General features: G+C 56.7%; 13 protein-coding genes and 1 pseudogene. 8 read left to right on the plus strand and 6 right to left on the minus strand.

The genetic code is table 11. The features are described 5' to 3' along the window. Nucleotides 1-11 precede the first annotated feature (11 nt). The 8 genes and pseudogenes from BLR16_RS25780 to BLR16_RS25815 all read left to right on the plus strand — a co-directional run bounded on the left by BLR16_RS25780 (nucleotide 12) and on the right by BLR16_RS25815 (nucleotide 4266). Nucleotides 12-335: a hypothetical protein gene (locus tag BLR16_RS25780; RefSeq protein ID WP_092194600.1), complete on the plus strand. Its 324-nt coding sequence runs from the start codon at nucleotides 12-14 to the stop codon at nucleotides 333-335. Between the two features lie 146 nt (nucleotides 336-481). Further along, nucleotides 482-794: pseudogene (locus BLR16_RS25785) on the plus strand (immunity protein Tsi6 family protein). 123 nt (nucleotides 795-917) lie between these two features. Beyond that, nucleotides 918-1223: a hypothetical protein gene (locus BLR16_RS25790; RefSeq protein ID WP_161437918.1), complete on the plus strand. Its 306-nt coding sequence runs from the start codon at nucleotides 918-920 to the stop codon at nucleotides 1221-1223. 220 nt (nucleotides 1224-1443) lie between these two features. Beyond that, a complete protein-coding gene (locus tag BLR16_RS25795; protein ID WP_092194602.1) occupies nucleotides 1444-1752 on the plus strand; it encodes a hypothetical protein in 309 nt (102 codons plus the stop codon). 72 nt (nucleotides 1753-1824) lie between these two features. Continuing rightward, nucleotides 1825-2124, plus strand: coding sequence for a hypothetical protein (locus BLR16_RS25800; RefSeq protein WP_074807424.1), 300 nt, complete (start codon nucleotides 1825-1827; stop codon nucleotides 2122-2124). Nucleotides 2125-2172: 48 nt separating this feature from the next. Further along, nucleotides 2173-3282, plus strand: a complete 1110-nt coding sequence (gene tri1, locus BLR16_RS25805) for an ADP-ribosylarginine hydrolase Tri1 (RefSeq protein ID WP_161437915.1) — start codon at nucleotides 2173-2175, stop codon at nucleotides 3280-3282. Between the two features lie 78 nt (nucleotides 3283-3360). After that, nucleotides 3361-3915, plus strand: a complete 555-nt coding sequence (locus tag BLR16_RS25810) for a bifunctional (p)ppGpp synthetase/guanosine-3',5'-bis(diphosphate) 3'-pyrophosphohydrolase (protein ID WP_074806942.1) — start codon at nucleotides 3361-3363, stop codon at nucleotides 3913-3915. Between the two features lie 3 nt (nucleotides 3916-3918). Continuing rightward, nucleotides 3919-4266, plus strand: coding sequence for a DUF7957 family protein (locus BLR16_RS25815; protein WP_054081375.1), 348 nt, complete (start codon nucleotides 3919-3921; stop codon nucleotides 4264-4266). Between the two features lie 43 nt (nucleotides 4267-4309). Here BLR16_RS25815 and BLR16_RS25820 read toward each other — a convergent pair whose 3' ends face one another. The 6 genes from BLR16_RS25820 to BLR16_RS25845 all read right to left on the minus strand — a co-directional run bounded on the left by BLR16_RS25820 (nucleotide 4310) and on the right by BLR16_RS25845 (nucleotide 14147). Beyond that, entirely contained in the window at nucleotides 4310-4735 is a 426-nt protein-coding gene (locus tag BLR16_RS25820) for a DUF2628 domain-containing protein (protein WP_074806945.1), read from the minus strand. 177 nt (nucleotides 4736-4912) lie between these two features. Then, a complete protein-coding gene (gene tssA, locus BLR16_RS25825) occupies nucleotides 4913-6010 on the minus strand; it encodes a type VI secretion system protein TssA (RefSeq protein ID WP_074806949.1) in 1098 nt (365 codons plus the stop codon). Between the two features lie 92 nt (nucleotides 6011-6102). Beyond that, nucleotides 6103-6621, minus strand: coding sequence for an Hcp family type VI secretion system effector (locus BLR16_RS25830; protein ID WP_003318810.1), 519 nt, complete (start codon nucleotides 6619-6621; stop codon nucleotides 6103-6105). A 155-nt stretch (nucleotides 6622-6776) separates the two neighbouring features. Continuing rightward, on the minus strand, nucleotides 6777-9269 hold the full coding sequence (gene tssM / locus BLR16_RS25835) for a type VI secretion system membrane subunit TssM (RefSeq protein WP_074806952.1): 2493 nt from the start codon (nucleotides 9267-9269) through the stop codon (nucleotides 6777-6779). Next, the gene (tagF, locus tag BLR16_RS25840; RefSeq protein WP_074806955.1) at nucleotides 9266-10189 is read right to left on the minus strand and encodes a type VI secretion system-associated protein TagF; all 924 of its coding nucleotides are present in this window, start codon (nucleotides 10187-10189) and stop codon (nucleotides 9266-9268) included. Before tagF ends, tssM begins: the two co-directional genes overlap by 4 nt. A 31-nt stretch (nucleotides 10190-10220) precedes the next feature. Further along, nucleotides 10221-14147, minus strand: a complete 3927-nt coding sequence (locus BLR16_RS25845) for a type VI secretion protein IcmF/TssM N-terminal domain-containing protein (RefSeq protein WP_044310338.1) — start codon at nucleotides 14145-14147, stop codon at nucleotides 10221-10223. Nucleotides 14148-14155: the final 8 nt, after the last annotated feature.

Here is a 14155-nt window from a genome sequence, read left to right on the forward strand (position 1 = left end):
GTGATGTAGTTATGAATATTAAAGCTTTGAAAGTTGCTGCCAAAACGCTTCGTGATAAACTTGAATTTTACAAGCAGCGCGACTCTGATGCGTCAATATTGTTGTTGAGTCTTGAGAATTTACTTTGCCGAGCAGAGCAAGGCGAAATAACAGAAATGGTTGAGCCACGAGAAATACCAGGATACAAGCTTTTTACCGAAACGAACTTACAAGCTTATGGGGATTTGGCAAAGGCCTACGCTGATTTTTGTCTTGAACTTTCAGAGGTGCGCGAAACAGATGCGTATAAGATGTTGGCAGCCAAGATGGCTAAGCGTCGAAAGTCTCTTCAGTAGAGGGTAGTGCAGCGTACCTTCCTTTCGAGGCTGAAACGGTAAAGCGAAGACGTTTCTTCTCCTTTCGATAATCCCTAGTCAAACGCATGGAAAGCAAATGACTTACAGTCCCAAAAAGCGCTTAAATTAATGGGCGCGGGCGGGTGATGAAGTTTAATACTGCTATAGAGTTTATAGATTATGCTATCGATCTGACTAGAGAACGGATAAAACGCAATCCTTCATTCCCTGTTTATGCCACAGTTATAAACCAGTTTTTATATGTAAAGGCTGTTTTTTGATGGTATTGAGAAAGATAGATCTAGACTTCATAAGCTTTCCATTGGAGCTCTTGCGGCGAAAGAGTTTGAAGATGCTGATTACGAGTTGGTGCGAGCATTAATGGATGTTTATTACATAGCTAATCAATCAGCGAACGGACTGAAATTTAAGCTTCCCGAAGGGTTGTGGCATCCTTGAGAGATAAATTTTATTACGCTTGCCAAGAGCGAAAAAATTTGCAATTTTCGCTCTTGAGGCCGGTCGCAGATGTCTGCTTTCCTTCGTCCCTCCGTCGATCCAACTGCTGCCAAAGTCATTATCATGAATGCTGAACATCTGAAGCAAAAAACGCAAAAGCTGCGTGAGGTGATTGAAGATTTGAGAAGTTCAGATCCCGTTGTTGAAAAGCTTCGAGTTGAGATCGAACCACTGATGAAGCTGGCCGAATCTGGCATGATAACAGTTAAGTTGCAGTGGCGAGACATTCCGGGGCGTTACCTATTTACCGAAGAGGGCTTGCAACAATATTCTCATCTTGAGCATGCTTTCGCAGAGTTCAGGATTGAGCTGACTGGTGGAGAGACTCCTTTGTTACGTAAGTTGAAAAGGGAAATGGGCGAGGAATGAAAGTGAGTGTCACGGGCATTTAACTTTTGTTTTGTGTGGCGCACATGTCTTGCGACTCTAATGCTGCATGACCTGCTTTCTGAGGTATATAGCATGTGCTCCTTTGAGAATTGGCTAATGTCCTACTGCAATTGTCATGTTTGGAGTGTAGTAGTTAAGCGTGGCTAATGGTTCGCCGCTAGGAAGCCGTCACAATAGACACTTGGAGGTGAAATAAAATATGGATGTTAAAGCCTTGAGAGGGGCTGCCATAACGCTTCGCGAAAAACTTGAAATTTATAAACGTTGCGACCCTGATGCTTCAATATTGTTATTGCAACTTGAGGGTTTACTTTCCCGAGCAGAGCAAGGCCAAATTACTAAAATGGTTGAGCCACGAGATATTCCAGGTTACAAGCTTTTCACTGAGACACGTTTACAGTCATATAAAGATCTGGAGGCTGCGTACACAGATTTCTATATGGAACTCATAGAGGGGCGCGAAACGGAAGCTTACAAAATGTTGGCGGCCAAGATGGCTAAGGACTGAAAATCTTATCAGAGAGGTATGTTCTGTGCGTTAGGTTTGCGATTAGCTCAAATTAATATTTCGAGAGATAATATGGTTTTTAAAGATGGTTTCGTAAATCGCGATCTCATGTTCTCCTTGGGCATAGAAGAAACCTCCGGCCGTTTTTATTTATCATTCCCGGTGAGCAATGGCTTGGTCGATTACGAGGAGTACTACGAAATCGACAAAGCCAGCTTTGATCTTTTCCACACAGATCTCATTGCTGCAGATGCTTTCGCCACGACATTCCGCAGGAGAGAGCAGGATGATCTTTTGATCCAGAAGCCAGGCGCAAAGCGGGGAGCGGCTATTTGGCCGTTAACAAGCGGTATAGACTCGGGCATCAGGTAGCAGCTTCCATACTGCTCTGCACCTTGAAAGATTATCCTGGAAGGACCCATGATCGACTTGAGAAGCCCCAACGACATTCTCGACCACTATGTTGAGCGCTACGATCACCTGCTGCCCGCACCTTCCGCGCAGCTAACTCAACGCATGGATTACATGCTGAAGCCTGATGCACCCAGGCTGCCGAGGGGCAAGCCCGATTGGATAGCATCACGGACGTGTACCCTCAGCGAAGAACAGGCGCTGGACCGTGCGAAGGGGGGCTTGCTCGGCCTGGCCATTGGCGACGCAGTGGGCACAACACTGGAGTTTTTGCCTCGTGATCGCAGTCACGTCCATGACATGGTGGGTGGCGGTCCTTTTAAGCTCAATCCCGGTGAGTGGACCGATGACACCAGCATGGCACTCTGCCTGGCAGACAATTATCTTGCGAAAGGCAATTTCGACCTTAGCGATTACGCAGCCAGACTAGGCCGCTGGTATCTAAGCGGCGAAAACAGTCACAATGGCAGATGTTTTGATATCGGCAATGCTACTCGAACTGCGATCGAAGAAAGACTGAAGAATGGCGGCCTTTGGTATGGAAATGCTGCTCCATCCACCGCTGGTAATGGCTCAATAATTCGCTTGGCCCCGACTGCGATATTTTGTCGACATTCGCTCTCAGCTACTTGGCGTGATAGTGCCGCCCAAAGTCAATGCACGCATCGAGCACTAGAGGCCATCAGTTGTTGCAGACTGCTCGGCGCACAGCTGCATCTCGCCCTTAACGGCGCAGACAAAGAAGAAACCCTTTCTCCGATGATTCGCCCGTTACGACCGCGAGCTTTGATCATCAACGTTGGCGAATACAAAGAAAAAAACCGCGACCAGATCCGCTCCTCCGGCTATGTCATCGACACACTCGAAGCAGCTCTGTGGGCTGTATGGAATACCGACAATTTCAAAGACGCCATCCTGCTGGCCGCCAACCTGGCTGATGATGCCGACAGCGTAGCCGCCACTGCCGGACAAATCGCCGGCCCTTTGTATGGGGTGTCGGGTATGCCTGAGGAATGGGTCAAGAACGTTGCATGGTCCGAGCATATTCAGGGGCTGGCCCAACAGTTGTTCGAGCGTGCGCCGCTGCACGACCCTTTGGACGAGTCTATCGGCGATTGATAGGGAAGCGCGCGTACTCTCTCTGAGGGTCAGCCCGCGATCCCTGATTTTTATCGCGTCTCAAGGAATCTGACCCACATGCCCAAACCGTGTCCGCAACAGCTCTACAACAAAGCCTGGCTATTCGCATCCCATGCCCACGTAGGCCAAAAAATGACAGGCTTGGACCTTCCTTACACCACCCACGTGGCGATGGTTGCCAACGAGTTGATCTTTGCCCATCGCGAAGAGTCCGTGGGCGCGCTTGAGATAGCCTTGCCTACAGCGTTGCTGCACGACGTGCTGGAGGATACGCCGGTGACTCAGGATGAGTTGGCTGAAGCGTTCGGTGTGGAGGTCGCCTCAGCCCTGGCGTGCCTGAGCAAGAACCTGATCGTGCCGTTTTCCGAAGCGCTTTATTTCGCCGGGATCGCCAGTCATTCCAAAGAAGCTGCGTCGGTCAAGTTGTGTGATCGCATCACCAATCTTCAGTCAGCGCCGTCCACCTGGAAGAAGGCAAAGCGAGCGTCTTATCTGGTGGAGTCGGCGCAGATCCTGGCTGCCTTGGGGCATGCGAACGGGTATCTGCGGCAGCGGCTCACCGATACGATGGCGCGTTATGAGGCGCTTTATGTTGATGGCTTTGAAGACTGAGTAATGAGCTCTCATCATTGTCGGATCGAGAACGGGAATCTCTGGATAGAAAGTCAGCGAGTCTGCCTTCCTTACCCAGTGGATACGTTTTTGCTTTTTCAGGGGATAGTGCTAATCAGGCTTGAATCCCCACCGGGCGAGGGCTTCAACCGGAACATCTTCGCTTTCTCGATGGCTGGCGAAGTGCTCTGGCAGATCGAGGAAAGCCCGCACGGTACGCAGGCGGACAAGCCGTTTATGAGTCTTCACTGCGATGACAACGCTCAGGTCATCGCAGGTTGCTGGAATGGTGTGACCTACTCGGTGAATGTGGAGAACGGGAAGATTCAAGTTATCCAGTTCAACAAATAGCCGCGCTTCCGGCGTTTACCCTTCAGCTGACGCGCTTCGCGCCTCACCAACGCAACCCCTCAAACGGATTCCAGCCCTGCTCGCCTCTCACTTCCTTCAGGTAATACGCGTAATTGGTCAACTGGCCATACAGCGAATTAAACGCAAACCCCAGCGCAGAACTCGCCTCCTTGGCGTAGCGGAACTCAAACATGTCCATCACGATGTTCAGCGCGACAGAAACCACTATCATGATCGCGATAATGCACAGGTTCTTCTTCCATAGCCCCAGAATGAACAGGTAAACCGGCCCGAAAAAGAACGCGAAGAAGTTGAAGTTGATTTTCACTTTTTTCAGAAAGGGCAGTTGCTTGAGCGCGGGTCTGAACCCTGGTGAGTTCGGGCCGCCATGCGCTTCAAAAAAGGCGAAGCGCTCTTTCCATTTGTCGCTGTAATGGCCTGATGCGTTTACCGGGTCTGACGTGTTCATTCTCTAATCCCTGATGTGTGTGAATCCTGTGAATGGTCGTTCCCTGTTGCATTGCTGGGTACGACACAAAATACGGGTAAATCATGGGCACGTCAGTCGTACAGACAGACTCGCCTCGTGGTGCATTTCCCGACGGTCTGTACGCACCTTCATACAGACCGATCCACCAGATCGCCCTTACTGCTTAGGCTCTTTCGTACCCAGCACATCGCGAATGCTGTCCACGACGTTGCTGTCCTTGATAACGTCGTTCAGCCAGCCTTCCAGCGGCATGTTGCCCCACTTGATGGCGCGTTCGATGAGGTACGGGACGGGGCTTTGCGGTTCGGTGTTTTTGAAGAACTGCGCGATGCCGGCGAGCATGGTGAAGGCTTCGTCGCGTGTGGTCGGGGTGGTGCGCAGTGGTGCGGACGCGCTGTCCTGGCTGGCCTGGGTCATTACGGCACCTGCGGGTTGGTCGATGGCGATTTCGGGTGCGGTCTGAGCGGCGGCTGCCGGGGCAGGGCTCAGTTCGATGCCGCGGTCCTTGAGCAGTTTCTCGGTCAGTTGCCCGGCGCGTTGCAGGATGTCGCTGAGGGTGACGAGGCTCGGCGCGTCGCGGCCGAACAGCGTGTCGGCAGTGGCCTGGAGCTGCTGGCAGGCGTACAGGCTGGCGGCGATTTCGCTGGCCTTGAGGCGCAGGTGGTCCGAGTCGGTCAGGACCACCGAGCGCTGGAAGATTTCAGCGTTGATCTTGCCTTCTTCAACAGCGGACTGCATGGCCTTGGGATTTTGCAGCGCGAGGTTTTCAACGTGGCGCGACTCGTCGTAGCGCAACAGGCCAAAGTTCTGCCCCTGGGTGATCGGCAGCCCGCCGACGACTTCGGTCAGTGTGGTTTTCAGCCAGGCCAGGCGGGCGGCACGTTCTTCTACGCCATCCTCTAAGGATGGGTACAGATCGTCCCAGAAAGTTTGCAGGATCCGTTCGGCCACAGTAAGGCCGAAGGTGATGCCGACAAAGTGGTATTTGTGCGCCAGGGCTTCGCTGAGCCAGGCGACGAGCATCAGGTCCTTGCTTTGTTCGGCAAGGCCCTGTGCGGCCAACGTGATGGTCTGTTCCCAGTCCGAGGACTTCAGATCGGTTTGCCAGTCACCTTGGGTGAGGTAGTCGGGGTCTGCTCGACGAGCTTCCTTGACCTGATCGAACAGGGTGGAAAAGCTCAGGTCCTCGCCACTTCCCCCGTTGATGGGTGCCGTCAGATCGGCAAGCGAAAGGTCGTTGAGAAATTCAGACATAGTCAACTCTGATCAGAGGATAAAAGAACACCGTGCCTGGGCAGACACGGTGTTGAAGACGGGCCGCTTGCGCGACCCGATGTGTCACGGACTTATGCGAATACTTTGTTCGCAGTGCGGTCCCAGCCGCCAGTGACGTTACCGCCACCCTGGCCATCGGAACGGCTCTGCTGGGTGTAGGTAGTCTTGATGCGAGCGAAGTTGAAGCTGATTTCTTCAATCGGCAGATCGCTGACTGCGTTGTCTTCGCCTTTCTGGCTACCGCCAGCAACCGCCTTCACGGAAGACACAACCACTTCTTCCAGGTTGATGGTCAGGTAGGTCAGCTTGTCGCCGCCTGCACGGTTGACGTTCAGCTGGATCTTGGCGATGTGAGTGCCCTTGCAGCACGCTTCGAACAGCTTGGCGGAGGCCTTGTCCACAGACTTGCGGATGCTGAAGTCGCTCAGTGCAACGCGCTCGGACGAAGCACCGCCCGAAGAGCTTGCGGTCGCCGAGGTGGCCTGGGTAGCGCCGAACTCGTAGCCCAACACTTCGATCCAGTCCTTGTGCTTGTCGTCCAGAACTTCGCCTGGGATGCCGTCGATTTGGATGTATGCGTCAAATGCCATTTTCTGCTTCTCCTTCTTCATTTAAAGCCGTGGCGTCTGCGGACAGAACACGGCCCTTTTGATTAACCTTCCTGAAACGATCAAGAAAGGTTCTCTTGCCACGGCCAAGGTCTCATATGGACAACCCGGGCTTCGGTTTGCTCGCCAACGCGCGATCAATTGAGCGCGCGTACTTCGATCTCCACGCGTCGATTCGGCTCAAGGCACTGAATCAGCTGAGCTCTGGGTTGCTGCATATCGCATTTGACCAGAGGCTTCTCGCTGCCTTCACCAACCGCGTCCACCAGCTCGGCGGGCACGCCCTTGCCGACCAGGTAAGTCTTGATGGTCTGCGCGCGCTGTTTGGACACCTGCATGTTGCTCTGCGGGTCGCCCAACTGGTCAGCGTGACCTGCAATCACGATCTTGCCGATGTTCGGTGTGCTCAACAGCTTGCCGGCGATCGCGCTCAACTGATTTTGACCTTCGGTTTTAAGGCTCTGGAAATCGGCACGACCAAAGGCAAACAGCGTGTCCGATTCCAGCGTGATCGTTTCGATAGCCTTCAACGACTGCGTCAACAGGCTGTTGATGTAATTACGCGAACTGGATGTCAGAAATGCGTTGTCGAGAATCCGCGGCACGTCCAGTTCGTGAATCTGATCGCTGTAGAAGTTGATCTGTCGGCTGGCGTACTCGTAATCCTGATTGGAGCCTGCCTCGGCATTCGCGGTGATGGTCTTGCCGGTCTGACGCGCGATGGCCGGGTACCAGTAATCAGGCATCTTCGCTTTCAGGAACGCCGGGTCAGCCTTTTCACGCTGGGCGCGCGACAACATCACGTAAGTGTCCAGCGTGGCCTTGCCGAAGGCAGCGATGGATTGCGCGCGGTTATCCGGCGGCAGCGCCTTGGGCTCGACACTGTCGACGCCGGTGACCGGCATCAGGTCCTTGGCATTACGCTGGTAGACCTTGATGGTGGTCAGCAGGTAAAGCGAGCGCGTCAGGTTGTCTGCGGTCGGTTTGAGCATCACCGTTTCCAGACGGTTGAAGTAACGCGTGCGCAGCAGCGGCTCGACGTCATAGCCCCGGTAAAGACCCAGGCGCAAGCGCAGTGGTACCCCTTCGTCGTGATGACGGTCGTAGTAAAGCGAAGTCCAGAAGCGCATGCGATCCAGCGTTTGCCACTCGGTGTACTGCCCGGTGGCCTTGCTGTCCTCGGCTGCGGCCTGAGCGAGTTCGGTGGAGATAGACTGGATGTTGTCCTTGTTGTTCCAGTACGACCAGCCCCACAGACTGCACAGCAGCAACGCGACAAGGCTTGCGCCACCGATCCAGGCGGCCTTGCGGCGACGTTCGCGGTGGTTGGTGGTGTACAGCGCCACCAGATGCTGATCAGGGATGATCACCTTGCGGAACAGGCTGTTGATGAACAGCGGGTGCGGCTGGACATTGCCATCGACAGCTTCCTGCTCGCTTTCCAGCTGGAATCGTTCGGTGACCTGGCGGGTATGACCGCCCATCTCGGGCTGATCGGCGTCCAGTGCGCTGGTGAAGTAGAAGCCGCGCAGCATCTCGGCGCTTTGATACGGGTTAGCGCGCAGCAGAGCATCGACGAACAGGAGCAGGCGCGGTTTCAAGGCTTCCAGCTCCAGCGGGAAGCGATACACCGCAGTGTCCTGACGAGTGACCTGGATGTCCTGAAGCACCAGTTGCTGGTTGGCGATCTGTTTCCAGTAATTGATCAGTTCTTCCATCGCCACACCGAAGCGCTGGCCCCAGTCGGCTTGCTCGAAGCCCTTGTGCGGGAAGGTCTTGCCCATCACTTCGCCACGCGCCACATCGTCGAGCTGGCGATAGAACGGCACGAAGCCCGGGACCAGGTCGCACTTGGTGAACACCAGATACACCGGCAGACGTACTTCCAGCAGCGCGTGGGTTTCCTGGATGCGCTCGCGCAGGCGCTTGGCGATGCGCTCCTGGTCCTCCACCGAGGACTGCAGGATGTCATGAATGCTGACGGTGACAATCAGGCCGTTGAGCGGTCTGCGCTGGCGGTGCTGACGCAGCAATTGCAGAAAGGCGCGCCATTTGCCGGCTTCTTCCTGATCGTTCATGTAGCGACCGGCCGTGTCCAGCAGCACGGCTTCCGAGCTGAAGAACCAGTCACAATTGCGCGTGCCACCCAACCCGGCCACGCGTGCGCCTTCGCGTTCTGCGTAGGGGAAGTTGAGGCCCGACTGATAGAGCATGGTGCTTTTGCCCGCTGCGGGCTGACCGATCACCAGATACCAGGGCAGGGCGTATAGCGCGTCCTTGGAGTTGCTGCCGTTCGGCTTGTTGCTCTGCAGGCGCTCGAGGCTTTGCAGCAGGCGCTCGCGCAGCAGGCTGACCTCTTCACGGTCCGCCGGGCTGGCGTTGAGCACCGCCTGGTCGGCGTCGTCACGCAGCAGGCCTTCCAGGTTCTGGTGCTGTGATACGCCTCGATACAGCAACAGCACATAGGCTGCCGACAACAGCAGAAACAGGCCGATCCCCGTCAGCAGGCTGTTCATCGAGCTGAAGCCCAGGGCACGGCCGATGCTCCAGACGATAAAGATCGCCAGGAAAAAACAGACCCCTAGAACGTAGGGCTGGTAGCGCAAAAAGTAGTATTTGATCTTGTTCATACGGGCTTCAAATCCAGCACATCGACAAAGCGGTCGATAACGTCATAAAGAGGGCGGTCAATGTCTGGAAACACATGGCCTCGGTGGTGTTCGTCGAACGCGTCGAAGGGTGCCAGTACGTCATAACTCTCCGAATGCTCACTCACGCCCGTCACCACCCGGTACACGCCGGAGGTGTTGCGGGATGCAAAGCAGAACAGCCGGGGGCGCATGAAATCATCCGCCAGAATGCTGATCTGCGGCACCGCCCTGTTCGGTTCGATGCGTGTCAGCCAGTTGACCCACAGATCGGCTGTCGGGTTCTTCAAGCCTCGTTCTGCCGGCAGTGGCAGCGAAATACCAACGGGTGCCTTGGACGATGGGCGGCTCAGCGCCTGCAGCCTGGTGAGCACGGCGTTGCTGATGAACTCCGGGTAGGAGCTTTCCAGCGAGGTCGCGATGTCGCGCAGGGTGAAGTTCACCAGAAACTTCTCATGCACACGCCTGAACAGCTCGAAATCCTGACCTTGCAGCGGTCGCAAGGCCCTGATGCGTTCGAACAGCACCGCCGTGCTTTCGCCTTGCGCGGCCATGTGCAGCAGCGGTTTGATCTGCCCGGCGAACAGTTCGCTCAGGGTGAACGGGTTCACAAACAGCCCGGCGTCACTGGACTTCACCGTTTGAAAGATGAAGAACGGATAACGCCGAGCGCTTGAGTCCTTGGAACTGATCAAACCGCCCACCAGCCAATTGCCGCTGCGTGCCCGGTAGCTGAAAAAGCACACGGGCAATCGGTCGAACAGCGTGCGCCAGTCTTCGCGGTGCTGCATGTCGGCGAGAGCGCCCTGCAGCCATGCATCGAACTCGCAGATATCGTCGCTGGCACCATGCAGGCTGACGAAATCTGCGCTCGCGGGCACTTTTCCGAAGCAGCCAATCATCGACCGCCCTCCAGATCCAGCATGTGCATCCTCACTTGGTCCGCCCATCGGTTGCGTTAAGCGCGCTTAGCGCCTTGACGTTGGCCAGGTCGGTCAGCTTCACGCCGCCATAGTTGCGTACCACCAGACTGACCGGCCCTTTGGCCGTGTTCCAGCTGAATCGCTGCTGGATGCCGTCAAGGTCAGCGACGCGTGCGCTGTCGTTCATGCGCAGCAGGCCCCAGCGGCCGGTGTAGTCGAACACGGTAATGCGTTCGCCGGACAGGGTGACTACATCCAGGCGTGCGCCTGGCGCTGTGGTAGTGCCAGGCCACGAGAAGCGGCTCCAGCTGGTCTTGCCGTTGCGGTAGTGCTGCTCCTGGCCATCCAGCGTGAAGATGATATCGGTGAAGTAGGCCGACGGCTCAAGCATGATCTCGAAACCGTTGTCGCGGTCCGAGAGGCTGGCGATGACTTCGCCCAGAGAACTGGCCTTGTCGATGTTGCTGACCATTTTCGGGTTGACCAGCGGCGCCGCCTTGGCACCGCTGCCCATGCCGAGCCCTTCGCCATCGGACAGATTGCCGATTTCATTGCGTTTGAAGTTGGGCAGCAGGCCCGACTCCGGGTCGACGAAACGCTGCAGGTCTTTCACCGAGGCCTCGTTGCGGCTGTCCGCAGCAATCGGGTACCGGTGAGCCATGACCTGTTCCCAAGGCTTGGCGACCTGTTTGGCCCAGGCTTTGGCGATCTGTTCGCCAGCCGGATCACGCAGCGTTTCCCAGGCGAACTGAATCGGCAGGCTGAACAGGCTTTGCAGCGAAGTGGAAAGCCCGCCCTGGCTGGTATCGACCGTGGTTTCAACGTAGTTACGCACGTTGGTGACTTCGCTCGGCTGCCCTTCGAGGGTTTCGCTGATCAACTGCTTGCTGCTCTTGCCGACATCCTGCGAGCGCTGGATGTTGTTCATCCGCACTTTGAGCTTGCGCAGTGCTGCCAGGTAGCGATCCATGATGGTGCTGTCGGCGCCTTCGGCATTCTGTGTGGCGAAAACCCGCGATACAGGCTCGAAGCGCTTGGCCAGACTGCCGTCATCCACCGCAGGCAGCGGCGAGACCAGTACGCTGGCCGCTGCTTCCTTGTTGTCGAAGATGCCGGTGACCTTGCCCCAGAAGCCATCGTCACGCTTGACCCCGGTCTGTTGCGCCTCGCGAACAGCAGGGACGTCCCATTGCGTGTTGTCGTTGACGGCGGCGAGCAGCAGCTTGACCGGCGAATTGCGCACGTCACTGAGCAATGACAACTGCTGCGTGGCGTTGGCCATGTCGCTGAAGCGACGCACGCCCACGCTGTCGATCATGGTGTACCAGACCTGCGTGTAGTCACGCTTGTAACGGGACATGAACTCACGGACGAAGTTGGCTTTCTGCACCACGCTGTCGCCGCCTTCACCGTCGAGCACCCAGTCCGATTCGTTACGCAGATTGCCGGACACCAGCTTGATCAGCTCCGGCTTCACGAACTCTTCCCAGCCCTGACGGGTGAAAATCGCAGGCACGGCTTCCGAACCGTACAGCAACTGACGACCCGGCATCGGCACCAGATCATTCAGGCCGATAGCGGGAAACTGACGGCTGGACTCCAGTTGCAGGCGCAGGTATTCACGGTCCACCAGCGAACTGGAGATCATGAAAAACTTCAGGCTCTTGCGGGTCTCGTCGATCAACTGCTCATTGCGTGGCATGGCCGGCGCGTCGCCGTTCTTGAGCAACTGTACGTAGACCGGCGAGTTGTCCTCGATGACGTCGTCGCTGATCGGATTGGCCTCGCTGGAAATATCCGCCCAGGCCACCGGCAACGCCGCGTTGACGAACTCGGTTTCCGGGTGCGTGGTCGGCTGAGTCAGAATCAGATAAAGCTTGAGAGCGTTGTATGACTCGATGATGGATGCCACCTGCCGTTCATCGAGTCGTCCGAGCATCTCCTCCGACAGCGACAAACCGCCCGTGGTGGCCGACAACTCGGCCGCATCGTTTGCGGTGGCCGGGTTACGCAGTGCGGCGATGGCCTCGCTGCGTGTCTGGCTGGCCGTGTTTCTCGCGGCGCCGGTCAGGCGATTGGTCACGTCGCCGGTGCTGCGCGGAATGCTGCTCAGGCTGGTCGGACGGCCTGCAGCGACGTTGCGAGCGCCACGGTCCAGCAGTTTCCGGCCTTGCGCACGCGCCTTGCCGGTTTTGCTGTCGGAACCGGCGGGAGCGGCCCCGAAGCCATACTGCGGGTCCATGGTTTTGGCGAACTCGTTGAATTCACGCATCTGCAGTTGCAGTTTCAGCGTGATCGGCTCCAGCGCCTGGGTGCGCAGTTGCTGCAAGTAAGCGGTCTGGGTGGCGAAGTAGATATCGTCGCCACGGTACAGGCCGCCGCTGAGTTGCAGCGGTACGCCCTTGGTGCGGTATTTCTCGATGGTTGCCAGCTGATTGCGCAGCAGCTCCAGGCCCTGGCCCGAGGCAAGGCGTTGTGCCCGGTCCGGGGACTGCTCCAGTTCGCGCAACTGCTGGCTGATGTTGGCCAGCCACTCGCGGTTTTTCTGGAACGACAGGGCCTGCCAGCCGATGAAGGCCAGCCCGGCGAACAGCGCCGCAGCGATGACGATCGGGCCAATCGAGCGGTCGCGGCCATGCCGTGACTGGTACAGGGTCAGGTCACGGTCAGGGAAAATGACGCGGCGGAAGGTATCGGTGATGAAGTAACTGCGATCACTGATTTTCCGGTGTTCTTCTTCCTCTTCCTCCACTGCACCGTATGGCTTCGCCGGCCGCAGGACGAACGACTCTGACAGCTCGTCTTCATACACCGGTGTCAGCTGCTTGTCGGTTTGCAGGGCGCTGGTGAAATACAGGCCGCGCAGCAACAACTGAGTACCGTTGACGTTACTGCGCGCGAAATGCTGCAGGAACTGCTCGAGGATCGTCGACAGCTCGGCAAAGTAGTTGGGGAAGTTCAGCAGGGCGCTGTTGGCATCGGCACCCAGCGCGATAATCTGTGCATCGACGTGGCGACTGACATGCGCCTGCAAGTTCGCCAGCTTACGATCGAGCACCGTGCGCAGGCTTTCGGTGTTGATCTCGTTCAGCCCGAACGTCATGCCCAGCGGCTGCTGGCGCTCGTTCAGGTCCATGCCGTCGAAGGCCTGGTTGAAGCCGGGCAGTTGGTCGGTCTTGGTCAGCATCAGGTAGATCGGTGGATTGGCGTCCAGGCAATCGGTGTATTCCTCGATGCGCGTGACCAGGCGCGCACCCATTTCGTTTCGTTCGGCGGAAGAGGCGGCCAACAGCTCCGGCAGGCTGACCACCAGTACCAGACCATTGACGGCGGCCTTGCTGCGCTGCTTTTTGAGCATGCGCAGGAACGCCGCGAATTCGCTGGCGGACTGATCGTCGCGAAGGTAGCGGCCAGCGGTGTCGATCATCACGGCTTCAGGGCTGAAGTACCAATCGCAGTGCTGGGTGCCGCTTTCCGTGTCATTGGCGCTGCTGGCAATGCTGGCCGACAGGCCGGAGCGGGTCAGCAACGAGGTCTTGCCCGCTGCGGACATGCCGATGACCAGATACCAGGGCAGATCGTAGAGCGCCGAGGAGCCGCCACCACCTGCCGAACGATCGGTGCGCAGCATGGCAATGGCATGCTTGAGGCGGTCGCGCAGCACTTGCTGATCACGGAACTCGCCGGTGGATTTCAGCGAGCGGTCAACTTCGATCTGAACCAGATTCTCGAGGTTGTGTTCGGTGCGAATCCGCCGGTATTGGCGCAGTACGATCAGCAGCAGGTAGAAGGCGCTGATGATCGCCATCGCTTCGAGCGTGTAGCCTTGCAGCCAACTGATCCTTGGGGCGAAAAACCAGCAGACAGCCAGGCTGATCAGCCACAGTATCGGGACCAGGAACCAGAAACTTTTTAACAGGCGCAGTAATGTCTTCATGTCTTCCT

It is taken from the genome of Pseudomonas sp. BS3767, assembly GCF_900099665.1.
Classification (GTDB): Bacteria; Pseudomonadota; Gammaproteobacteria; order Pseudomonadales; family Pseudomonadaceae; genus Aquipseudomonas; species Aquipseudomonas cerasi.

Excerpts from the sequence above, each read along its gene's own strand:
- BLR16_RS25780 (WP_092194600.1), top strand. The coding sequence starts at position 12 with ATGAATATTAAAGCTTTGAAAGTTGCTGCCAAAACGCTTCGTGATAAA.
- BLR16_RS25790 (WP_161437918.1), top strand. The coding sequence starts at position 918 with ATGAATGCTGAACATCTGAAGCAAAAAACGCAAAAGCTGCGTGAGGTG.
- BLR16_RS25795 (WP_092194602.1), top strand. The coding sequence starts at position 1,444 with ATGGATGTTAAAGCCTTGAGAGGGGCTGCCATAACGCTTCGCGAAAAA.
- BLR16_RS25800 (WP_074807424.1), top strand. The coding sequence starts at position 1,825 with ATGGTTTTTAAAGATGGTTTCGTAAATCGCGATCTCATGTTCTCCTTG.
- tri1 (WP_161437915.1), top strand. The coding sequence starts at position 2,173 with ATGATCGACTTGAGAAGCCCCAACGACATTCTCGACCACTATGTTGAG.
- BLR16_RS25810 (WP_074806942.1), top strand. The coding sequence starts at position 3,361 with ATGCCCAAACCGTGTCCGCAACAGCTCTACAACAAAGCCTGGCTATTC.
- BLR16_RS25815 (WP_054081375.1), top strand. The coding sequence starts at position 3,919 with ATGAGCTCTCATCATTGTCGGATCGAGAACGGGAATCTCTGGATAGAA.
- BLR16_RS25820 (WP_074806945.1), bottom strand. The coding sequence starts at position 4,735 with ATGAACACGTCAGACCCGGTAAACGCATCAGGCCATTACAGCGACAAA.
- tssA (WP_074806949.1), bottom strand. The coding sequence starts at position 6,010 with ATGTCTGAATTTCTCAACGACCTTTCGCTTGCCGATCTGACGGCACCC.
- BLR16_RS25830 (WP_003318810.1), bottom strand. The coding sequence starts at position 6,621 with ATGGCATTTGACGCATACATCCAAATCGACGGCATCCCAGGCGAAGTT.
- tssM (WP_074806952.1), bottom strand. The coding sequence starts at position 9,269 with ATGAACAAGATCAAATACTACTTTTTGCGCTACCAGCCCTACGTTCTA.
- tagF (WP_074806955.1), bottom strand. The coding sequence starts at position 10,189 with ATGATTGGCTGCTTCGGAAAAGTGCCCGCGAGCGCAGATTTCGTCAGC.
- BLR16_RS25845 (WP_044310338.1), bottom strand. The coding sequence starts at position 14,147 with ATGAAGACATTACTGCGCCTGTTAAAAAGTTTCTGGTTCCTGGTCCCG.